Source organism: Methylobacterium sp. E-025, from assembly GCF_022829705.1.
GTDB lineage: Bacteria > Pseudomonadota > Alphaproteobacteria > Rhizobiales > Beijerinckiaceae > Methylobacterium.
Genome location: NZ_JAKSYR010000171.1, coordinates 1 through 20996 on the forward strand (window position 1 = coordinate 1; position 20996 = coordinate 20996).

21 protein-coding genes and 1 tRNA gene are annotated in these 20996 nt (G+C 71.5%); 11 read left to right on the top strand and 11 right to left on the bottom strand.

Features of this window, described 5'->3' with window-relative positions; translation table 11 throughout:
• Positions 1–1400, bottom strand: a 1400-nt coding sequence (locus MKK64_RS24965; protein WP_279593368.1) for a pilus assembly protein TadG-related protein, incomplete at its 3' end; no start/stop codon positions are given.
• A gap of 580 nt (positions 1401–1980) precedes the next feature.
• Between MKK64_RS24965 and MKK64_RS24970 the strand changes: the two genes are divergently transcribed.
• Together MKK64_RS24970 and MKK64_RS24975 are read left to right on the top strand one after the other, a co-directional pair.
• A complete protein-coding gene (locus MKK64_RS24970; RefSeq protein WP_243938268.1) occupies positions 1981–2538 on the top strand; it encodes a TadE/TadG family type IV pilus assembly protein in 558 nt (185 codons plus the stop codon).
• Positions 2535–3119, top strand: a complete 585-nt coding sequence (locus MKK64_RS24975) for a TadE/TadG family type IV pilus assembly protein (RefSeq protein ID WP_243938270.1) — start codon at positions 2535–2537, stop codon at positions 3117–3119. Before MKK64_RS24970 ends, MKK64_RS24975 begins: the two co-directional genes overlap by 4 nt.
• Positions 3120–3285: 166 nt before the next feature.
• Here MKK64_RS24975 and MKK64_RS24980 read toward each other — a convergent pair.
• The 3 genes from MKK64_RS24980 to MKK64_RS24990 all read right to left on the bottom strand — a co-directional run bounded on the left by MKK64_RS24980 (position 3286) and on the right by MKK64_RS24990 (position 4671).
• Positions 3286–3360 (bottom strand) — tRNA-Gly (locus MKK64_RS24980).
• A 118-nt stretch (positions 3361–3478) separates the two neighbouring features.
• Positions 3479–3955: an NUDIX domain-containing protein gene (locus MKK64_RS24985; protein WP_147858682.1), complete on the bottom strand. Its 477-nt coding sequence runs from the start codon at positions 3953–3955 to the stop codon at positions 3479–3481.
• Positions 3956–3975: 20 nt separating this feature from the next.
• Entirely contained in the window at positions 3976–4671 is a 696-nt protein-coding gene (locus MKK64_RS24990) for a fumarylacetoacetate hydrolase family protein (protein WP_243938272.1), read from the bottom strand.
• A 156-nt stretch (positions 4672–4827) separates the two neighbouring features.
• Here MKK64_RS24990 and MKK64_RS24995 point away from each other — a divergent pair, with 156 nt between their 5' ends.
• The 9 genes from MKK64_RS24995 (at position 4828) to MKK64_RS25035 (ending at position 13937) form a co-directional block, all read left to right on the top strand.
• Positions 4828–6291, top strand: a complete 1464-nt coding sequence (locus MKK64_RS24995) for an FAD-binding oxidoreductase (protein WP_243938274.1) — start codon at positions 4828–4830, stop codon at positions 6289–6291.
• Between the two features lie 321 nt (positions 6292–6612).
• Positions 6613–6906, top strand: coding sequence for a DUF2218 domain-containing protein (locus MKK64_RS25000; RefSeq protein ID WP_147727054.1), 294 nt, complete (start codon positions 6613–6615; stop codon positions 6904–6906).
• Positions 6907–6964: 58 nt separating this feature from the next.
• The gene (locus MKK64_RS25005; RefSeq protein WP_147843218.1) at positions 6965–8227 is read left to right on the top strand and encodes an aminopeptidase; all 1263 of its coding nucleotides are present in this window, start codon (positions 6965–6967) and stop codon (positions 8225–8227) included.
• Between the two features lie 64 nt (positions 8228–8291).
• Positions 8292–9575 carry a beta-ketoacyl-ACP synthase gene (locus MKK64_RS25010; protein WP_243938276.1) on the top strand — a complete coding sequence of 428 codons (1284 nt, stop codon included), beginning with the start codon at positions 8292–8294 and terminating at the stop codon, positions 9573–9575.
• Positions 9572–10339, top strand: coding sequence for an SDR family NAD(P)-dependent oxidoreductase (locus tag MKK64_RS25015; RefSeq protein WP_243938278.1), 768 nt, complete (start codon positions 9572–9574; stop codon positions 10337–10339). The genes MKK64_RS25010 and MKK64_RS25015 overlap by 4 nt, the downstream gene beginning before the upstream one ends.
• A gap of 2 nt (positions 10340–10341) precedes the next feature.
• Positions 10342–10632 carry an SH3 domain-containing protein gene (locus MKK64_RS25020; RefSeq protein WP_243938280.1) on the top strand — a complete coding sequence of 97 codons (291 nt, stop codon included), beginning with the start codon at positions 10342–10344 and terminating at the stop codon, positions 10630–10632.
• 395 nt (positions 10633–11027) lie between these two features.
• The gene (locus MKK64_RS25025; protein WP_243938282.1) at positions 11028–12050 is read left to right on the top strand and encodes a zinc-binding dehydrogenase; all 1023 of its coding nucleotides are present in this window, start codon (positions 11028–11030) and stop codon (positions 12048–12050) included.
• Positions 12051–12163: 113 nt separating this feature from the next.
• Positions 12164–13165, top strand: coding sequence for a lipid A biosynthesis lauroyl acyltransferase (locus tag MKK64_RS25030; RefSeq protein WP_243938284.1), 1002 nt, complete (start codon positions 12164–12166; stop codon positions 13163–13165).
• Positions 13166–13169: 4 nt separating this feature from the next.
• Positions 13170–13937 (top strand): DUF1223 domain-containing protein, encoded by a 768-nt coding sequence (locus tag MKK64_RS25035; protein WP_243938286.1) that lies wholly within the window; start codon positions 13170–13172, stop codon positions 13935–13937.
• 127 nt (positions 13938–14064) lie between these two features.
• On the opposite strand, the gene tatC is transcribed toward MKK64_RS25035, so the two are convergent.
• The 7 genes from tatC to MKK64_RS25070 form a co-directional block, all read right to left on the bottom strand.
• Positions 14065–14865: a twin-arginine translocase subunit TatC gene (tatC, locus tag MKK64_RS25040; RefSeq protein WP_147727046.1), complete on the bottom strand. Its 801-nt coding sequence runs from the start codon at positions 14863–14865 to the stop codon at positions 14065–14067.
• A gap of 3 nt (positions 14866–14868) precedes the next feature.
• Entirely contained in the window at positions 14869–15420 is a 552-nt protein-coding gene (gene tatB, locus MKK64_RS25045) for a Sec-independent protein translocase protein TatB (protein WP_147727045.1), read from the bottom strand.
• A gap of 101 nt (positions 15421–15521) precedes the next feature.
• Complete coding sequence (locus MKK64_RS25050; RefSeq protein ID WP_147727044.1) at positions 15522–15797, bottom strand: twin-arginine translocase TatA/TatE family subunit; 276 nt, start codon at positions 15795–15797, stop codon at positions 15522–15524.
• A 159-nt stretch (positions 15798–15956) separates the two neighbouring features.
• Positions 15957–16964: a beta-N-acetylhexosaminidase gene (gene nagZ, locus MKK64_RS25055; RefSeq protein WP_243937491.1), complete on the bottom strand. Its 1008-nt coding sequence runs from the start codon at positions 16962–16964 to the stop codon at positions 15957–15959.
• Between the two features lie 231 nt (positions 16965–17195).
• Positions 17196–18611, bottom strand: coding sequence for an SPOR domain-containing protein (locus MKK64_RS25060; protein ID WP_243937490.1), 1416 nt, complete (start codon positions 18609–18611; stop codon positions 17196–17198).
• A gap of 38 nt (positions 18612–18649) precedes the next feature.
• Positions 18650–20410: an arginine--tRNA ligase gene (gene argS / locus MKK64_RS25065; RefSeq protein ID WP_243938288.1), complete on the bottom strand. Its 1761-nt coding sequence runs from the start codon at positions 20408–20410 to the stop codon at positions 18650–18652.
• An 83-nt stretch (positions 20411–20493) separates the two neighbouring features.
• Positions 20494–20979 (bottom strand): acyl-CoA thioesterase, encoded by a 486-nt coding sequence (locus MKK64_RS25070; RefSeq protein ID WP_243938290.1) that lies wholly within the window; start codon positions 20977–20979, stop codon positions 20494–20496.
• Between the last annotated feature and the right edge of the window lie 17 nt (positions 20980–20996).

The following is a 20996-nucleotide window of genomic DNA, read 5'->3' on the forward strand; positions in this document are numbered from 1 at the left end:
AGCAGCCGGCCGGAGACCGGGCCGACGCCCTTCGGCACCGGCACGCTCGTCGCGCCGTAATTCGCGTTGAGGACGAGGTTCGGGCCTTCGTAGAGGTTGATCTGCTGGGCCACGATCACGGTGTAGGCCGACTGGTCGGCCACCGGCCTGGATGCGTCGATCACCAGGCGGCCCGCCGGCAGGTAGATCGTGCCGAGCATGGTGCGGGCGTTGTCGCTGATGATGCGGTAGGTCCGCACCGGCTTGGTGAAGGCGAGCGGCGGCGGCGTCGGGCTGATGATGTCCCCGAGCAGGGTCTCGACGAGCGCCGTCGGATCGATCGGCAGGATGACCCCGCGATCCTCCGACAGCAGCAGGCCAGCCATGATCCCGGTCGTGGGGGCGGTCAGGCTGATGGTGGTCTTCTTGTCGAAGACCAGGCCGCCGTTGTTCCCGGTGAAGTAGAAGGCCACGTCGGTGCCGGTGAGCGTCGCCTTCTTGTCGACGACGAGCGGACCGTCCTTCATCACGTAGATGCCAGGCTTCAGCGTGACGACGGCGTCCTTGGTGATGTGCAGGCCGGCGCAATAGGTGCCCGGCTCCAGGGTGATGTCTCTGTCGATCGTCTTGATCGCGAGCACGTTGAGCAGGTTGAGCGGGAACGGCAGCGTCGCGCAGGCGCCGATCGGCGGCGCGGCGCGGTCCTTCAGCGGATCCTCGATCACCGGGCACCCGGTCTGCGGCGTCGGGCTGAAGTTCGCGCGCACGCCGAGGTAGCCACCGGCCGAGCAGATCGTCTGCGCCTTGGCGATCGCGTTGTCCTGGCCCACCATTCCCGTTCCCGAGACGGAGTTCGAGTAGAGGGCGCAATCGGTGGCGGTGACCTGCGCGTTCTTCTGCAGGTTGAACGCGCCGGCGGCGAAGGGGTCGAGCGCCAGCATGCACAGGCGCATCCGACCGACGACGCTCGCCTGCGCCTTCACCGCGAGCTTGGCGGCGGGCATCCCGACGAAGCTGCCGAAGGACAGATTGTAGCTCTCGGCGGCGATCGCCGCGACGTTGGTCTTGTCGGGCGCGACCGTGACCTGCACGGTCAGCGGCCGGTCCGGCGGCGATTTCGCCTCCGATCGCACCGTCTGCTCGGTGACGCCGACCACCGCGGCGGTGCTCGACAGGGCAAGCTTGAGGGCGTTGCCGCCGGCGAGCGCTCCGGCGTCGACGGCGGCCTGCAACTGGTTCCGCCGGGCCGCGAGGCGCGCATAGTCGACGCCGCCGCCGACGAGGCCGAGCAGCACCGTCGCGCAGAGGCAGAAGATGACGGCCACGGCGCCGCGTCCGTCGGCTCCGAACGCCCGGAAGCGAGACGCCGCGGACGCGAACGCCACGCCGCCGCGATGCCCCGTTCGCCACCCGCTCCCCATCCCGACCGCCTCCTCGGCCCATCTTGAACCGACGGGTCTACAGGCTTCGGATTAATGAAAGGCCCTCTCGATCCGATCGGATGGAGGCGGGCGCAGAGTGATCGCGTCTGGCGTGCAGGACTCGATGAAAACAATCAAGGATTGAATTTCTAGGGTTGATGCTCGTCTCCGGACGAGAACCGTTGAAGGATCGAGCCTGAATCTACATCTACAGGTAGAAATTTGCGGCGGCCTGTCGACGACATCGACCGTGGCGCCCGGCCGGCATCGAATATCGGTATTACCCCAGGTTGTAGGCCTGTTCGCCGCTCGGATCGCGTCGTCGCCGCTGCGATTGCCTTGCCCGGCCTCAGGAATTTTAAAGCTCTACCACCGTAGACTGCGGTCCATTCGGGGTAGGACCGGGCCGACGATCGGCGATCCGATGCCCTTCAGGCCGAGAATGCGTCGGACGCCCAGGACACGCTGCACGTTGCCGATTGATCGGCCCGGACCCGTCGGCTCGATCGCCGCTCGCGCTGCGGATCTCCGGGCGTGGCTTCGCCGCGCATCGGTTCACGCATGGGCGCGGGTCCGGTTCGTGCCCGCGGCGGCTCCGATCCGAGCGGGCCTGCTGGCCGACCGTCGCGGCGTCGCCGCCGTCGAGTTCGCGATGCTGGCGCTGCCCTTCATCGCCCTGCTCGGCGTCGTCGCCGAATCCGGCGTGGTCGTGCTGGCCCAGCAGACCCTCGACGTCTCCGTCGACCGGGCGTCGCGCCTGCTGCGGACGGGCGAGTTCCAAGACCGGGCCGACGGCTCGGATCCGGCACAGCGCCTGCGGCAGCTGATGTGCGGCAATTCCAGCCTGTTCTTCGCCTGCCGGGACGTCCGCCTCGACGTGACGCGGGCGGAGACCTTCAAGGGCTCGCAGGTGTCCGAGCCCTACGACACACAGACCAAGACCGTCTCGCAGAGTTTCGGCACCCAGTTCCAGTGCCCGACGGGGGACGACGTGATCGCGATCCGCGCGGCCGTCCCGATCCTGCGGCTGTTCGCGTTCCTCGACTTCACCGGGCGTCGCCTCGCCGACAACCGCCAGCTCCTCGTCTCGACCGTGATCTTCCGGGCGGAAGCCTACGACGCGAAGCCCTGCCAATGACGGCGGGCCGGGGCGGCCTCGGGCGGTTCGCGCGTGCGGAAGGCGGCGTCAGCGGCGTCGAGTTCGCCTTCATCGCCCCGATCCTGGTCCTGATGTTCATGGCCTCGATCGAGCTTCCGCGCGCGATCACCACGGGGCGCCGGGTCTCGCTCGCGGCGACGACGATGGCGGACCTGATCTCGCGCGCCGACGTGACCGACATCGCCGACGTCTACGCCGCCGCACAGGCCGTCTCGAGCCCGTACGACCTCGGCCGTGCAGGCATCGTGCTCACCGCCGGCGGGATCTACCTCGACGGGTCGACCCCCGTGGCGAAGGTCTGCTCCAGCGTCGCGCGCAACGACACGCAGCGCGCGGTCGGCTCGACGATCGGCCCCGCGCCGGCCGGAACGGCAAGCCCCGGGGACCGTCTGGTGATGGCCGAGCTGCGCCTGCCCTACACCGCCGTGTTCGGCGTCTTCCCCGTCCTGAACCGCTGGACGTTCGTGGTCAGCAAGACCTGGCCGGTGCGGGCCGGCAAGACCTATCTCGGGCGCGAGGAAGTCGTGCTGCCCGGCGGAAAGCCCTGCGCGGCATTCTGAACGAAGACGCATCGCGCGCGCCGCGATGATCGAGCGGGAAGGCGCGGCCCACACGCACGAGGCGCGACGGCCGGCTCGATCATGAAAGGCCGCGATTTCCGAAGACGGTCCCGAAACGCAAAAAGCCGGCCTGAGCTAGCTCTTGCAGTTCGATCAGTACCTGAATTGGAGCGGGCGAAGGGATTCGAACCCTCGACCCCAACCTTGGCAAGGTTGTGCTCTACCCCTGAGCTACACCCGCTCACAATGCTGGCTCGCTGGAAACTCTCGTGCCCGGCGGCCCCGGCGGCGCTCTCTAAACACCATTCCAACCGGCGTTGCAAGCGCCGGCTGCGAGGATTTTTCGCGTCCGTCCGATCTCACCAGAGATCGGCGGGCGGACGGCCGTCGCGGATCTCGCGCAGGCGTTCCACCGTCGCGCGGGTGGTCGCGTCCGGCAGGGCGTCGAGGGCGAAGAAGGCGCAGGCCGCGATCTCGCGGTCGGGCCGCTTCTCCCCGAGCACCGTGAAGGCCGGGGCGACGTAGAGGGCGACGTGGTCGCGCGGCGAGGCCGCGCGGTTGCGGTAGAAGCCGTGCAGGCGCAGCCCGACCGCGGGATCGACGGCGATCTCGGCTTCCTCGCGGAACTCGCGCGCCATCGCCTCCGGCGCGGTCTCGCCGCGCTCGACGCCGCCGCCCGGCAGCTGCCAGCCGCTGACGTAGGTGTGGCGCACGAGGCAGACCCGGCCCTGCGCGTCGAAGGCCGCGCCGCGGACGCCGAGCGTCATGCCGCGCGCCGCCAGCGCGCCGAGGTGGAACAGGCGGCGCGCCAGCGGCCGGTCGAGGAGCTTCGTCATCGGCGGAGCCGCGCGGCCGCTCAGGCCACGTCCAGGACGATCTCGCCCAGCCCCGCGATCGCCCCCACCATGCGCTCGCCCCGCCGCACCGGGCCGACGCCGGCCGGCGTGCCGGTGAAGATCAGGTCGCCCGGCTCAAGCGCGAAATAGGCCGAGAGGTAGGAGATCTGCTCGGCGACCGACCAGATCATGTCGCCGAGGTCGCCGCGCTGGCGCTCGGCGCCGTCGACCGAGAGGGTGATCGGTCCGGCCGCCGGATGGCCGATCTCGGCGATCGGATGGATCGGGCCGATCGGGCCGGAGAGGTCGGCCGCCTTGCCGAGGTCCCATGGCCGGGCCAGGGCCTTGGCCTCGTCCTGCAGGTCGCGCCGGGTCATGTCGAGGCCGATGGCGTAGCCGTAGACGTGATCGCGCGCGGCCTCGACCGGGATGTCGCGGCCGCCGCTGGCGAGCGCCGCCACCAGCTCGATCTCGAAATGGTAGTTCTCGGTGCGCGGCGGATAGGGGTGCCGCGTCGGCTCGGGCCCGCAGGGCTGCAACGCGTCGGCCGGCTTCATGAAGAAGAACGGCGGCTCGCGGTCCGGGTCCTTCCCCATCTCGCGGGCATGCGCCGCGTAGTTGCGGCCGACGCAGTAGACCCGGCGCACCGGGAACAGGTCCGTGCTGCCGGCGACCGGCAGGGCGACGCGGGGCGGGTTCGGGATGACGGACAGCATGGCGTGCCTCGTGAGACAGGGGCGGGTCGTCGTTCGGGCATCGGGTGGACCGGGCGCCCGCTGCGGCTAGTCTTAGGCCACCGACCGGTCCATGCCAGCCCGCAGCGTTTGCATCGCGGCCGCGTCCGCGAGAGAATCCCCGCTGAAGAACCGATCATGACCGAACCCGCCCTCGCCCCGGCCCCGTCCGCCGACACCCTCCTCGAAACCCTGCGCGCGCGCCTCGGGGCCCCCCATGTTCTGACCGACCCGTCCGACCTCGACCCGTATCTCGTTGAGTCCCGAAAGCTCTACCGCGGCTCGGCGCTCGCGGCCGTGCGGCCGGGCTCGACCGAGGAGGTCGCCTTCGTGGTCGAGGCCTGCGCGGCGGCGGGCGTCGCGGTGGTGGCGCAGGGCGGCAACACCGGGCTCGTCGGCGGCGGCGTTCCGCATGGCGGCGTGGTGCTGTCGCTCGCGCGGATGAACCGCGTCCTCGCGCTCGATCCGGTGAACGCCAGCATCGTGGTCGAGGCCGGCGCAATCCTCGCCGAGGTGCAGGACGCGGCCGACGCCGCCGGGCTGCTGTTCCCGCTCTCCTACGCCTCGCGCGGATCGGCGCGGATCGGCGGCGCGCTGGCGTGCAATTCCGGCGGGATCGCGGTGCTGGCCTACGGCAACGCCCGCGACCTCGTCCTCGGGCTCGAGGTGGTGCTCGCCGACGGCCGGGTGTGGAACGGCCTCAAGGCTCTGCGCAAGAACAACGCCGGATACGACCTCAAGCACCTGTTCGTCGGCTCGGAAGGCACCCTCGGCATCATCACCAAGGCGGTGCTGAAGCTCTTCCCGAAGCCCGCCTCGCGCACGGTCGGGTTTGTCGGGCTGCCCTCGGCCCGCGTGACGCTCGACCTGTTCGCGCGCCTGCGCAAGCGCGCCGACCGGGACCTCACCGCCTTCGAGTTCATCCCGCCGGTCGGGCTCGACATGGTGCTGCGGCACATGCCCGGCACGGTCCGCCCGCTCGCGGGCGAGCACGGCGCCTACGCCCTGATCGAGCTCGCCTCCGCCCGGCCCGACGCCGACACCCGGGCCGAGCTCGAGGCGGCGCTCTCCGAGGCGATCGAGGACGGGCTCGTGGAGGATGCGACGCTCGGGGCGAGCGAGGCGCAGAACCTCGCGCTCTGGGCCTTGCGCGAGCATCTCTCGGATGCGCAGGGCTACGAGGGCGGCTCGATCAAGCACGACGTGTCGGTGCCCCTGTCGCGGCTCGCCGACTTCGTCGAGCAGGCGAGCGCGGCCTGCGAGGCGGCGATGCCGGGCCTGCGGGTCTGCGCCTTCGGCCATGTCGGCGACGGCAACATGCACTTCAACCTGAGCCAGCCGGTCGGCATGGACAAGGCCGCGTTCCTCGGCACCTGGGCGGACTTCAACCGCATCGTCCACGACATCGTGACCACGATGGACGGCTCGATCGCCGCCGAGCACGGCGTCGGCCTGATCAAGCGCGACGAGCTGCAGCACTACGCCGACCCGGTCGCCCTCGACCTGATGCGCGCGATCAAGGCCGGGCTCGACCCGCAGGACCGGCTCAACCCGGGCAAGGTCGTCGCCCTCTCCGACGATCCGCAGCCCGCCCTGCCCTGAGCCGACCGCCGCGGAGTGCCGAGCCGGCTGGATTTCGATTGTGCGACGCACCATGTCTTGCCATGATGCGATGACGCATCGCGCCATAAATCGGCTCTCCGGCCGGTCCAAGGTTCGAATCGCGACCGGTCGGGAGAAGACCGGGAGCGTGCGGGTTTCCCTGCGTTAGCGGGGCGTTAACGGCTGAGGTTGCGTTTTATCGTCAACCCCGGTCGCGGCGCCCGGCGCCAGGGTCCGGCACTTGCTTGGGTCCCCGTCTGCCTTCGCAGTCGCGAAGGCGACTGCCGGCTCGCGACGAGACGTTTCAAGGAGACCATCGAGATGCCCACCTCTCAGGCCCGCGTGCAGACCGCCGAGGCGAGCCGCTACCTGCAGCAGCTCTGCCGCCACTGGAGCCACAAGTTCCCGGTTTCGGCGACCCCCGAGCACGGCACCGTGCCGTTCAGCGAGGACCGCGTCTGCACCTTCGACGCCGAGCCCGACGCCCTGCTGATGCGGATCGCCACGTCCGATCCCGCCGGGCTGACCCGCCTGGAGAACGTCGTCTCCGACCACCTGATGCGCTTCGCCTTCCGCGAGAGCCTCGGCGAGATCACCTGGTCCCGCGCCGCTTGACTCAATGGACCCCGCACCGATCTTGCACCACAGGATCGGACGTTTCGAAGGGGTCGCGATGAACGCGCATGCTGAGCCGCCGGTCGCGAGGTCGGCGCACGAGGAGCGGCTCGACCGGCTCGCGACGGTTGCGGTCCGGGTCGGGCTCAACCTCCAGCCCGGGCAGGAGCTCGTCCTGACCGCGCCCCTCGACGCGCTGCCGCTGGCGCGTGCCATCACCGCCGAGGCCTACCGCGCCGGGGCGTCGCTGGTGACGACCCTGCTCGGCGACGACGCCGCGACGCTCGCGCGCTTCGCCCACGCCTCCGACGCCGCCTTCGATACCGCCGCCGGGTGGCTCTATGCGGGCATGGCGGAGGCCTACCGCAACGGCGCCGCCCGCCTCGCGATCAGCGGCGACGATCCGTCGCTGCTGTCGGCCCAGGATCCGGAGAAGGTCGCCCGCGCCAACCGGTCGCGCTCCAAGGCCTACGTGCCGGCGCTCGAGTTGATCGCCAACTTCGCCACGAACTGGACCATCGTCTCGGCCGCGACCCCGGCCTGGGCCCGCACGGTGTTCCCCGACCTCCCCGAGGCGGAGGCGGTCGCCAAGCTCTGGGATGCGGTGTTTGCCGCCTCCCGCGTCGACGGCCCCGATCCGGTCGCCGCCTGGGCCGCGCACAACGCCCACCTCCACGCGCGCAAGGACAGGCTGAACGGACACCGCTTCTCGGCGATCCGCTTCCGGGGGCCGGGCACCGACCTCACCGTAGGCCTCGCCGACGACCACGAATGGTGCGGCGGCGCGGCGACCTCGCGCAGCGGCATTACCTGCAACGCCAACATCCCGACCGAGGAGGTCTTCACCACGCCGCACAGGGCGCGGGTCGAGGGCCACGTCGCCAGCACCAAGCCGCTCTCGTACCAGGGCACGCTGATCGAGGGCATCCAGGTGCGGTTCTCGGAAGGCCGCATCGTCGAATCGGCCGCCACCCGGGGCGCCGACGTGCTGGCCCGCGTCCTCGACACCGACGAGGGCGCCCGCCGCCTGGGCGAGGTCGCGCTGGTGCCGGCTTCCTCGGCGATCTCGGCATCGGGGCTGCTGTTCTACAACACGCTCTACGACGAGAACGCCGCGAGCCACATCGCCCTCGGCCAGGCCTACTCGAAGTGCTTCGTGGGCGGTGGCGCGGACTTCTCGGAGGACGACCTTGCGGCACGCGGCGCCAACCGCAGCCTGATCCACATCGACTGGATGATCGGCTCGGCCGAGGTCGACGTGGACGGCATCGCCGCCGACGGGCAGTCCGTGCCGGTGATGCGCCGGGGCGAGTGGGTCTGACGGCCGAGCCCGGTCCGTCACGCCGCGGGATGCACGGCCGAAAAAAACCGATTAAGACGGCGCCATGGCAGGACATTCCCATCGCGACGCCCGCGGTCGCCCGCTCGTCGCCGTCACCGGTCTCGGCATCGTCTCCTCCCTCGGGCACGGCCAGGACGCGACCTGGACCGCCCTGACGCAGGGGCGATCCGGCATCCACGCGATCGCGCGCTTCCCGACGGACGGGCTGCGCACGCGCATCGCCGGCACGGTCGACTTCCTCGACACCGATCCACTGGTCGCCCCCGCCCTCTCCGAGCGCTTCGCCCGCGTGGCGGCCGAGGAGGCGGTGACGCAGGCCGGCATCGGCGCGGCCGGAGACTTCCCAGGCGCCCTGTTCATCGCGGTGCCGCCGGTCGAGATGGAATGGCCGCAGCGCCAGGCCCTGGCGGAGGCCTGCGGCGGCGACGGGCCGGTGACCTATGCCGGTCTCCAGCACGCGGCGGCCTCGCGCAAGTTCGACGCGTGGCACGACCTCTTCATCTTCGGCACCGTGGCCGACCGCATCGCCGACCGCTTCGGCACCAAGGGCTCGCCGATCTCGCTCTCCACCGCCTGCTCGTCGGGCGCCACCGCGATCCAGCTCGGCGTCGAGGCGATCCGGCGCGGCGAGATGACGGCGGCGCTCTGCATCGGCACCGACGGCTCGGTGAACCCGGAATCGCTGATCCGCTTCTCGCTGCTCTCGGCGCTGTCGACCCAGAACGACCCGCCGGAGACCGCCTCGAAGCCGTTCTCGAAGAATCGCGACGGCTTCGTCATGGGCGAGGGCGCGGCCGCGCTCGTGCTCGAGGACGCGGCCTCGGCCGTCGCGCGCGGCGCGACGATCCTCGGCTACGTGCTGGGCTGCGGCGAGAAGGGCGACGGCTTCCATCGCACCCGCTCCAGCCCCGACGGCGCGCCGATCATCGCGGCGATCCGCGCCAGCCTCGACGATGCCGGGATCGGGCCGGAGGCGGTCGACACGGTCAACGCCCACGGCACCTCGACGCCCGAGAACGACCGCATGGAGGCGATGGGCCTGATGGCGGTGTTCGGGGACGCCGCCGCGCGCATCCCGGTGACCTCGAACAAGTCGATGCTCGGCCACACGCTGACCGCCGCCGGGGCGATCGAGGCCGTGATCTCGCTGCTGACGATCCGGCACGGGCGCATTCCTCCGACGATCAACTACGCCGTGCCGGATCCGGCGATCCCGCTCGACATCGTCACCGCGGCGCGCGACCTGCCCGTGGCGCGCGTCCTGTCGAACTCGTTCGGCTTCGGCGGCCAGAACACCTGCCTCGTGCTCGGGTCCGAGCCGGCATGAGCGCGGCACCGACCGCGGCTCGCCGCATCCTCGTCACCGGCGGCGCCTCGGGCCTCGGCTCGGCGATCGTGCGGGCGATGGCGGCCGCCGGGCACGGCGTCGACTTCACCTTCCGCGCGTCGCAGGCGCCGGCCGAGGCCCTGCTCGCCGAGCTGCGCGACCGCCATCCCGACGCGGATTTCGAGGCGATCCCGCTGGATCTTGCCGACCGCGGCGCCCTCGACGCCTTCTGCGAGGCGGCGGAGGCGAAGAGCTATTACGGCTTCGTCCACAATGCCGGCCAATCCTACGACGCGCTCGCCGCGATGCTCGATCAGGAGCGTGCCGAGGCCCTGATGCAGGTGAATTTCTTCTCGCTGACGCGGATCGCCAAGAGCCTCGTGCGCGGGATGATCCGGGCGCGGGCCGGGCGCATCGTCGCGATCGGCTCGGTGGCGGCGCTGCGCGCCAACACCGGCAACGCGGCCTATGCGGCGACCAAGGGTGCGCTGATCGCCTATTGCCGCACCCTGGCGATCGAGTCGGCCAAGCGCGGCGTCACCGTCAACGTGATCGCGCCGGGCTTCGTCGACACCCCGATGATGGCTGGATACGCCGCCCACCGCGCCGGCATGGAGCGCCAGATTCCCGCCGGCCGCTTCGCCGACCCGACGGAGGTGGCGGCGCTGGCCGCCTTCCTGATGGGGGATCCCGCCGCCTACGTCACCGGCGCGGTGCTGCCGGTGGACGGCGGCCTGACGGCGATGATGGGCGTCCACCGCTGATCATGCGCGCCTCGCTCCTCGTCCGTCCGGCCCTCGCCGGCCTGCTGCTTCACCTCGGCACCGGTGCGGTGCGCGCCGATCCGGTCCCGTACCGCGTCGACGGCCTGCCGCGCGGCGAGACGCTGAGCATCCGCGCCGAGCCCGACCCGGCGGCCGAGGTGGTCGGCGAGATCCGCGCCCGTGCGCTCGTCGTCGGCTGCACCAACGACACGCCGAGCCGCACGACGTGGTGCCGGGTCAAGGTCGGCCGGGTCGTGGGCTGGGCGCGGCGGCGCTACCTCACGCCGGAATGAGATCCCCGTCTCGGATTCGGTCGCCCAGGCCGATGTGATGGCAGCTCGGGCTCCAAGCGATGCGGAATCGACCGACCCGTCCCTGCATCTCGTCGGTCTCGATCCTCGCCTCGAGGAATGGCGAAGTGAGCAGGACGCGGCAGCCCGTGACGATCTCGGCGTTGTCGCACCGCCATGCGCTGGTGCTGCGGACGGATGAGATATGTTACGGCCACCCCGCGCCCTCATCCCGAGGTGCCGGAGCGAAGCGGAGGCCTCGAAGGAGAACTCCAGGGATCGCTCCGCCCGCTGGAGGGCTCCTTCGAGGCCCGCTGGCGCGAGCACCTCGGGATGCGGGCGTGATTGGGATCGGCCGAGGTCCGGGCGGGGCCGGCCAAGCGTTTGAAAGTCATCCGATGCAAGCCCTGCAACTCTTCGGCGACCGCGACCTGCGCCTGACCGAGGTCGAGGCGCCCCCTCCCCCCGGTCCCGGCGAGGTTCGGGTGCGCGTCCGCGCGGTCGGCCTGAACTTCATCGACGTCTGGGGCTTTCGCGGGATGGCCTTCGCCAAGCGGCGTCTGCCGCTGACGGTCGGCGCCGAGGCCGCGGGCGAGATCGCCGAGCTCGGCGAGGGCGTCGAGGGGCTCGAAGCCGGCGACAAGGTCGCGCTCTACGGCGCGATGACCTGCGGCCGATGCCGCGCCTGCATCGAGGGCCGCGACAACCTCTGCGAGGATGTCGGCGGGGTGATGGGGTTCCACATCGACGGCTTCGCCCGCGAGTTCGTCACCATGCCGGCCCGGCTCGTCGTCAAGGTGCCCGACGCGGTCAGCCTCACCGACGCGGCCTGCGCCGGCATCGCCTTCGGCACGGTGCAGCACATGCTGTTCGACAACGCCAAGCTCGAGCCCGGCGAGAGCATCCTGGTCCATGCCGGAGGCTCAGGGATCGGCACCGCGGCGATCCGCATGGCCAAGGCCATCGCCTGCACCGTCTACACGACGGTGGGCGACGACGAGAAGGGCGCCAAGGCCGCCGCGCTCGGGGCCGACCACGTCGTCAACTACCGCACCGAGCGCTTCGAGGGCGAGGTCCGCCGGCTGACCAAGCGGAAGGGCGTGGACGTGGTGTTCGAGCATGTCGGCCCCGACACCTGGAACGGCTCGCTGCTCTGCCTCAAGCGCGGCGGCCGCCTCGTAACCTGCGGCTCGACCTCGGGCGTCTCGACGACGATGAACCTGATGCAGCTGTTCCAGCAGCAATACCGCATCACCGGCTCGTTCGGCTGCCGGCTCGCCAACATTGCGGAATCGCTCGACAAGATGGCCGACGGCATCCGCCCCGTCGTCGACACCGTCTATCCTCTGGCGGACTTCGCGCAGGGGCTCGAACGGCTGGAATCGCGCCAGGTCTTCGGCAAGATCCTCGTGAGCTTCTGACGCCCTCCCCTGTCGCGATGAAATGATCTAAGCCCGCGGAGCTTCCCGCGCGGCGTCGCCCGCCGCGCCCGCGCCCCGCCTCGACGGGGCGCCTCCCACCCGAGAGTGACCCGTTGCTGCGCCTCGCCCTGACCCTGAAGCGCAACCTGCCGCGGCTCGCCGGCTATGCGATGCTGCCGCTGATCCGCGCGGTGTTCTGGCTGTCGCGGGTCCTCGGCCCCGAGCGCGCGGGGGATGCCGGCGGCGCGCTGCTGCGCGCGCTCGGGCCCTGGCTGCCCTCGCACCGGACGGCGCTGACGAATCTGCGCGCCGCCTTCCCCGACGCGTCCGAGGCCGAGATCCGAGGGATCGCGCGGTCCGCCTGGGACAATCTCGGCCGCACCGGCGCCGAGTACGCCCATCTCGACACGCTGTTCGACTTCGACCCCGCCGACCCCGCGACCCAGCGCATGCAGGTCGAGGGCCTGGAGCATTTCCTGGCGCTGCGCGAAGACGGCCGCCCGGGCCTCGTGTTCTCGGCCCATCTCGCCAACTGGGAGCTGCCGGCGATCTGCGCGGCGAAGTTCGATCTCGAGACCACCGCGGTGTTCCGCGCGCCGAACAACCCGGCCGCGGCGCGCCTCGTGCAGGAGGTCCGGCGCAAGACCATGGGGGGGCTCGCCGCCTCCGGGCCGGGCGGCGCCTTCGCGATGCAGGGCGTGGTCGAGCGCGGTGGCCATCTCGGGCAGCTGATCGACCAGCACTTCACCCGCGGCGTCGTGGTGTCGTTCTTCGGGCGTCCGTGCCTGGCGAACCCGCTGCTCGCCAAGCTCGCCCGCCACTACGATTGCCCGGTGCACGGCGCGCGCGTGGTACGCCTTCCGAACGGCCGGTTTCGGCTCGAGCTGACCCCGCCCCTCGACCTGCCGCGCGACGCGGACGGGCAGATCGCGGTGGCCGGCGCGATGCAGGCGATGACCGCGATCGTCGAGGGCTGGGTGCGCGAGAGACCCGGGCAGTGGTTGTGGATGCACCGGCGCTGGCGGCCGAACATGCTGCCGAAGGCGCGTGCGACCGAGGTCGCCGAGCCTCAAGCCAACGTGATTTCCCAGCCGGCGTCGCGTGCGCTCTCCTGAGGCGATGACGGCGACCCACGCTCGTTCCCACGCGTTCGTCCCGATCCGCGTCCTGCTCGCGGCGTTGGCCGCCAGCCTGCCGTGTGGTCCGGCTGCGGCCGAGCCGTTGCGCGCGGTGGTCGAGCTGTTCACCAGCCAGGGTTGCGCCGCCTGCCGCTCGGCCGATCCGGTGATCGGCGACCTCGCCCGCCAGCCCGGCATCCTCGCGCTGACGCTTCCCGTGACCTACTGGGACTATCTCGGCTGGAAGGACACCCTGGCTCAGCGCCCGTTCGGCGAGCGGCAGCATGCCTATTCCGGCGTGCACGGCGCGCGCCAGATGTTCACCCCCCAGGCCGTGATCAACGGCTCGGCCTCGACCGTCGCCTCGGACAGGGCCGCCCTGGAGAAGCTGCTGCGTGAGGCGAACGCCCGCGGCGGTCTCCCCGTGCCGGTCCGCGGCGAGGAGCGCGACGAGCGGATCGTGATCGAGATCGGGGCCGAGCCGGTACCGAAGGCGGATCTGAAGGGCGACGTCTGGCTGGTTCCGGTCCTGCGCAGCCGCCCGGTCGCGATCGGCGGCGGCGAGAACCGCGGCCGAACCGCCACCTACGTCAACGTCGTGCGCGGCCTGCAGCGCCTCGGGCCCTGGACCGGCCAGGCGGTGCGGTTCGAGGTGCCCCGAACGGCGGCCCGCGTCGCGGAGGCGGATGCCTGGGTCGTGGTGGTTCAGGGGACGGTCGGCGGTCGGCCGGCCAGGATATTCGGCGCCGCCAAAGGACCCGGTCTCTGAGGGGCCCGGTCGCTGCGGCACGGAGCGTCGAACCGGAGCAAGCCCCGCCCGGGATCCTTGGAATCGAGCCTCACCCGCAGCCGGGTCATGCCCCGTCGTCATCGACGCCCGGCGTCGCGGCTCGGTCCTACGGGTCGAGCCCTTCGGCGATGCGGCGGCGGGCGCGCAGCGTCTCCATGCGCGACACCGAGAACACCGAGGCCTCGTAGAGCAGCAGCATCGGCAGCGCGAGGGAGAGCTGCGAGATCACGTCGGGCGGCGTCAGCACGGCGGCGGCGACGAAGACGAGGACGATCGCGTAGCGCCGCTTCTCGCGCAGGAACTTGGCGTCGATGATGCCGATCTGCCCGAGCAGCGTCAGGATCACCGGCAGCTGGAAGGCGATGCCGAAGGCGAAGATCAGCGTCATGATCAGGGAGAGGTACTCGTCGACCTTCGGCAGCAGCGCGATCGTCGGCTCGCCGGCGACGCCGACCTGCTGCAGCGACACCGAGAACTTGATGAGCAGCGGCATCGCCAGGAAGAACACGACCAGCGCGCCGAGCACGAAAAACACCGGCGTGGCGACGAGGTAGGGCATGAACGCCTTGCGCTCGTTGCGGTACAGGCCCGGGGCGACGAAGGCGTAGATCTGCGTCGCGATCACCGGGAAGGCGAGGAACGCCGCGCCGAAGACGCTGAGCTTGATGTTGGTGAAGACCTGCTCGAGGAAGTGCGTCGCGATCAGCTTGGCGTTCTCGACCCCGACGATCGAGACGTAGGGGTGGACGAGGATGTTGTAGATCTCGCGCGAGAAGAAGAAGCACCCGAAGAACATGATCACGAACGCGATCAGCGACTTGATCAGCCGTGCGCGCAATTCGATCAGGTGGTCGAGGAGCGGCGCCCGCGACGCCTCGATCTCGGCCTCGTCCGTCTGGTCGATCATCGCTTAATGGCCTGCGGCCGGTGCGGAGGGGGCCGGGCCGTGTGGCGCGGGCGTCGGGTCCGGGGCCGGCCCGTAGGGGTCGTCGACGGAGCCCGGGACGGGAAGCGGCTCGGGGGCGGCCTGCACTTCCGCGACGGGCTGGGCGACGGGCTGTTCCAGGGCCTTCGGCACGTCGTAGGCGCCGCCGGTCGTCGGGGCCGCGCTCTCGGCCGCCTTCAGCTGCGCGGTGGCGTCGGCCAGCGTCGCCGAGCTCGGCTTCGGCGCGCGGGCCTCGACGGCGCCCTTGAGCTCGTCGCGGATGGTCTGGACCGGGTTGAAGCCGCCGCTCGCGCCCCGCACCGTGTCGCGAATGCCGTCGACCTCCTTGCGGACGTCGTCGAGCTCCGCCTCGCGGATCGCCTCGTTGAATTGCATCTGGAACTCGCCCGCCATGCGGCGGACCTTCCGCGTCACCTGCCCGACGGTGCGCAGCGCCTTCGGCAGGTCCTTCGGCCCGATGACGATGAGGGCGACGCCGCCGATCAGCATCACCTCCCCCCAGCTCATGTCCAGCATGTCGTCGACGGTCCTGCAGCCTCGGGCCCGTCGCCACGGCGCCGACGGGCCTCGGGAAATGAGCCGTGCCCCCACACGCGGGGGCGCGGGCCCGGGCCTCCTCAGACGGGCTTGCGCTCGCCCTGCGGCAGGTGGCTCGCCGGGATCGCGGTGCCGGGGCTGGTCTCGCCCGCGTGCGGGATGGTGCGGACGGGCTCGGCCGGGGCGACGGGCGGGGTCGCGGCCTGCGTCGGCGCCTCGTCCTCGGCCATGCCCTTCTTGAACGCCTTGATGCCCTTGGCGACGTCGCCCATCAGGTCCGAGACCTTGCCGCGGCCGAACAGCAGCATCACGATGACGGCGACGACGACCCAGTGCCAGATACTCATGCTGCCCATGGCAACCTCCTGCGCCACGGGTCACGCATCGTGAGAGACGTGTCCGCGTCGGCACGTGTCCGCGGTTGAATTTCGGGCAGAACCTAGGGACCGCGCCGGGTTAACACAAGCGGTCAAACCCGGATCGCCCCGGCAATCCCATGCGGGGACCGCGCCCCGTCAGGCGGCCTGCGCTAGGGCCGCGGCGAATTGCGCACGGGCCAGCGGCAGGTCGAGGCCGTCGCGGGCGCCCCCGAGCCGGGCGAGCGCCGCCTCCGCGCGGCGCAGGGCGGCACCGGCCAGCGACGGCGTGCCCTCCGCGACGGCGCGCATCTCGTCCGCGTCGCCGTTGCAGTGGAGCGCCACGTCGATGCCGGCGGCGAAGGCCGCCTCGGCCCGGGCGCGGAACGGCCCGGTCAGGGCATGCATCGACAGGTCGTCGGTCATCAGCAGGCCGTCGAAGCCGATCGCGCCGCGGATCACGTCGGCGATCACGGGCGCCGACTGGGTCGCCGGCCGGTCGGGATCGATCTGCGTGAATACCACGTGGGCGCTCATTGCCATCGGCAGGTCGGCGAGGGCGCGGAAGGGCCGGAAATCCTGGGCCGCGAGGGATTCGAGGCTCGCCTCGACCACCGGCAGGCCGTGGTGGCTGTCGCAGGCGGCACGGCCGTGCCCGGGGATGTGCTTCATCACCGGCAGCACCCCGCCGGCCATCAGGCCCTCGGCCACCGCCCGGCCGATCTCGGCCACCTGCTGCGGCGTCGTGGCGTAGGCGCGGTCGCCGATGATGTCGTGGGCGCCGGGCTCGGGCACGTCGAGGACGGGCGCGCAGTCGACGTTGATGCCGACGTCGGCGAGGTCGTGCGCCATCAGGCGCGCGCCGAGCCGCGCCATCGCGGCGGCCGCCCCGTCGAGCCGGCGGAAGCGCCCGCCGGCCGGGTAGGCCGGCCAGTGCGGCGGCCCCATGCGCTGAACCCGGCCGCCCTCCTGGTCGATCAGGATCGGCGCGTCGTCCCGGCCGATCGTGGCGCGCAGCGACGCGGTCAGCGCCCGGACCTCGTCCGGCGTGCCGATGTTGCGCTTGAACAGGATGAAGCCCCAGGGCCGCACGTCGCGGAAGAACGCGGTCTCGTCCGGCGACAGGGTCTTGCCGGCGCAGCCGAGGATCAGGGCACGGGAGGTCATCGGGGACGGTCTTCCCGGGAGGGTTGGGTTGCGGGCATCGCCTGCCCGGACGAAGAATACGAATCCGTGGCGAGCGTCCGACAGGAGATGCCCGCGCCGCAAGGCCAAACCGCGACGTCTGCCGGACCATCGGTCCGCGCACGCTCGGGTGTTGCGCCGGCGACTCAGGCGCGGCCCCGGCGGATCGCCGATCTCAGGCGATCCGCCGACGCGGGTTTTGTGGAGGCGGGCTCAGTTCTTGGCGACGAAGCACTGTCCGCCGGCGCCCTGAAGCTCGGTGCAGAGGCTCGTGGCTTCCGCCTTGGCCAGCGGCCCGACGCGGACCCGGAAGATCGTCTTGCCGTTGACCTCGGCCTGGCGGATCAGCTCCGGCTTGCCGGCGAGCTGGCTGTACTTGCCCTGCATCTCGCGGAAGGCGGTCTGGGCTTCCTTGGCGCTGGTGCGGACGCCGAGCTGGACCGAGAACCCGCCGACGGCGGCGTTGCTCACGGTCGCCGTCGTGGCCGGGGCCTCGACCGGGACGGCGGCCTCGGGCGCGACGGCGGCGACGCGCTGCGGTGCCTTCGGCTTGGCCGGCGGCGGGACCGCCGCAGCGGGCGTGCGCTCGGGCGCCGGCGGCGCCTGCGTTGCGGCGGGCTGCGAGGGCGGCTGCGCGGTCGCGGTCTGGCTCGGCATCTGCGGCGTCGAAGCCGCCGCCATCCGGCCGGGCTTGGGGCGTGCGGCAGATGCATCGTCGCCCGGCAGCGTCATGGTCGGGACCGGCGAGATCGGGGACGATTCCGCCTGGGCCTCGCGCTGGACCGCCGGGGGCGGGGTGTCCGGCCGGACCACGACGGTGCGGACCTTGCGCGGCTGGCCGAACACGTCGAACGAGGCCGAGCCCGGCGTGAGGTTGGCCGTCTCGCCGCGATCCTGTGCCGGCCGATCCTGCCCTTGCGCCGCGCGGGCGGCCTGGGCCACGTCGAGGGGCTGCTCCTCGCGGTTGACGATGCGGATCTGGCTGTCCTTGGCCTTGGGCTCGTAGATCTGGCGGTTCTGGTCCGGGATCTCGACGCCGTCGGCGACCTTCGGCGCGACCTTCACCGGCGAGGTGTCGGCCTGGATCACCGGCACGCCGCCGCCGCTGCCGCCGCGGCTCAGGCCCTTGTAGGTCAGTGCGCCGGTCACCGCGACGACGACGACGGCGACGCCCGCGCCGACCGTGACCAGCCGCCGGCGCGGCTTCACCCGCTTCAGGCTGCGCTGGTCGTAGGCCTCGGAACCGCCGTCCTGGTAGGTCTGCGCGTCGCCGTAGGCCACCGGTTGGTCGGAGCCGTGGTCGACCGAGGCGAGATACTGGTCGAACGCGTCGGCCGGGGTGTTGCGCTGCGGCTCGGCGTAATCGTTCGGATGATGGGCGGCCTCGTTGCCGAAGCTCGGCTCCTGGCGGCCGCGATGGGCGGACGCCTGGGGCGCGGGCTCGCGCCGGTCGTCGCGGGCGGCGAGGAGGGCGCGGAAAGGATCGTCCTGGCCGACGATGCGGGCGAGTTCCGCCAGCGGGTCGGGCTTCTGGGCGGCAGGTTCGACGGCCCGCGGGGCCGGCGAAGGCTGCTGCAGATCGCGCGCGAAGGCGTCGAAATCGACAGGCGCACGCGAAGCGTTCGTCATGGCAGCATCCTTATCCTACGCCGACTTAGGGGGCGCACTCATCGCATCGCGTCCGGAGCGCTCACGCCAAGCACGGCGAGACCGGATGCCAGGACGCCTCGCAGCGCTTCGATCAGCGCCAGCCTCGCCCGAGTCGACTTTCGGTCGGTTGGATTAACAAACCGTAATTGCGGCAAGTCTTTGCCCTTGTTCCAGAAACTATGCAGGCTGCTCGCCGTTTCATAGAGGTGGAACGCGATCCGGTGCGGTTCGTGGGCGGCGGCGGCCGCCTCCAGCACGCGGGGGTATTGCGCGATCAGCCGCAGCATCTCGGCCTCGCCCGCATCGGACAGCAGCGCGAAGTCCGCATCACCCAGCGCCGCCGCATCGGCAGAATCGAAGTCGGGGAACGCCTCGCGTGCCTGCCGCTGCACCGAGCGGATGCGGGCATGGGCGTACTGGACGTAGAAGACCGGGTTGTCCTTCGACTGCTCGACCACCTTGGCGAGGTCGAAATCGAGGGTCGCGTCGTTCTTGCGGTAGAGCATCATGAAGCGGATCGCGTCGCGGCCGACCTCGTCGATGACCTCGCGGAGCGTCACGAACTCGCCCGAGCGCTTGCTCATCTTCACGGGCTCGCCCGCGCGCAACAGCCGCACCAGCTGGCACAGCTTCACGTCGAGGCTCGCCCGCCCGTCGGTGACCGCCTTCACCGCCGCCTGCATGCGCTTGACGTAGCCGCCGTGGTCGGCGCCGAGGACGTCGATCAGCTCGGTGGCGCCGGCGAGGTACTTCGCCCGGTGGTAGGCGATGTCGGAGGCGAAGTAGGTGTAGGAGCCGTCCGACTTCAGCAGCGGCCGGTCGGTGTCGTCGCCGAAATCCTTGGTGCGGAACAGTGTCTGCTCGCGGTCCTCCCAATCCTCCGGCACCTGCCCCTTGGGCGGCGGCAGGCGTCCCTCGTAGACGAGGCCCTTCTCGCGCAGCTCCGCGAGCAGCGCGGCGACCGCGCCGCCGCCCTCCCCCTGCAGGGTGCGCTCGGAGAAGAACACGTCGTGGTGGATGCCGATCGCGGCGAGGTCCCCGCGGATCATCGCCATCATCGCGGCGATGGCAGTCTCGCGCACCACCGGCAGCCATTCGGCCTCCGGCCGTCCGAGCAGCGCGCGGCCGTGGGTCTCGGCTAGAGCCTGGCCGACCGGGACGAGGTAGTCGCCGGGATAGAGACCCTCGGGGATCGCCCCGACCTCCTCGCCCAGCGCCTCGCGGTAGCGCAGGTAGGCGGAGCGGGCGAGCACGTCGACCTGGGCGCCGGCGTCGTTGATGTAGTACTCGCGCGTCACCTGCCGGCCTGCGGCGACGAGGAGGTTGGCCAGCGCGTCGCCGAACACCGCCCCGCGGCCGTGCCCGACATGCATCGGGCCGGTCGGGTTGGCCGAGACGTACTCGATGTTGACCGGGCCGCCCGCCATCCGTCCGCGCCCATAGCCGGCGGGATCGGCCAGCACGCCGCGCAGAACGTCGTGGAACACGGCGGGCGCGAGGCGCAGGTTGATGAAGCCGGGGCCGGCGACCTCGGCTCCGATCACGCGCGGGTCCGTGCGCAGCTCGGCGGCCAGCGCCTCGCCCAACGCCTTCGGGTTGGTCTTGGCCTCCTTGGCGAGCACCAGGGCGGCGTTGGTGGCGAGGTCGCCGTGGCTCGCGTCGCGCGGCGGCTCGACCACGACCCGGGCGAGGTCGAGGCCTTCGGGCAGCGTCCCGCCGCGGACCAGCGCCTCGACGGCCTCGCGCACGCGCGCCTCGAACAGGGCGAAGATGTTCATGATCGTGTCAAATCCGCTCGCACCGGCGCCCGACGATGCGACGGTGTCTCATCCCCGCGCCATAGCAAGGGGGGGCGGAGGTGTCACGGCAGGGACGGCTCCGCGGCGCTGGTCCACCCTTGCAGAATCGTGCGCAGCGGCTCCGGCAACGCGACGGGCCGGCGGGTGGCGCGGTCGACGTAGACGTGCACGAAGAAGCCCTCGGCCGCGGCCTCGTCGGCGTCGCCGCGGAACAGCCCGATCTCGTAGCGCACGCTCGACCGGCCGATCCGCGCGACGCGCACGCCGGCGGTGACAACGTCCGGGAAGGCGATCGGCGCGTGGTAGCGGCAGCCGGTCTCGACGACGAGGCCGATCACCGGGGATCGCGCGATGTCGAGCACGCCGGCCTCGACCAGCAGGCCGTTCACCGCGGTGTCGAAGAACGCGTAGTAGACCACGTTGTTGACGTGCCCGTAGACGTCGTTGTCGGCCCAGCGCGTGCCGATCGGGACGTGGCGCGGATAGGACGCCCGGTTCGTGGCGGCGCGGAGTGAGGTGGCGGCGTTCGGGGCAGGCGTCTCGCGCATCGCGGCGTCCATCGGGC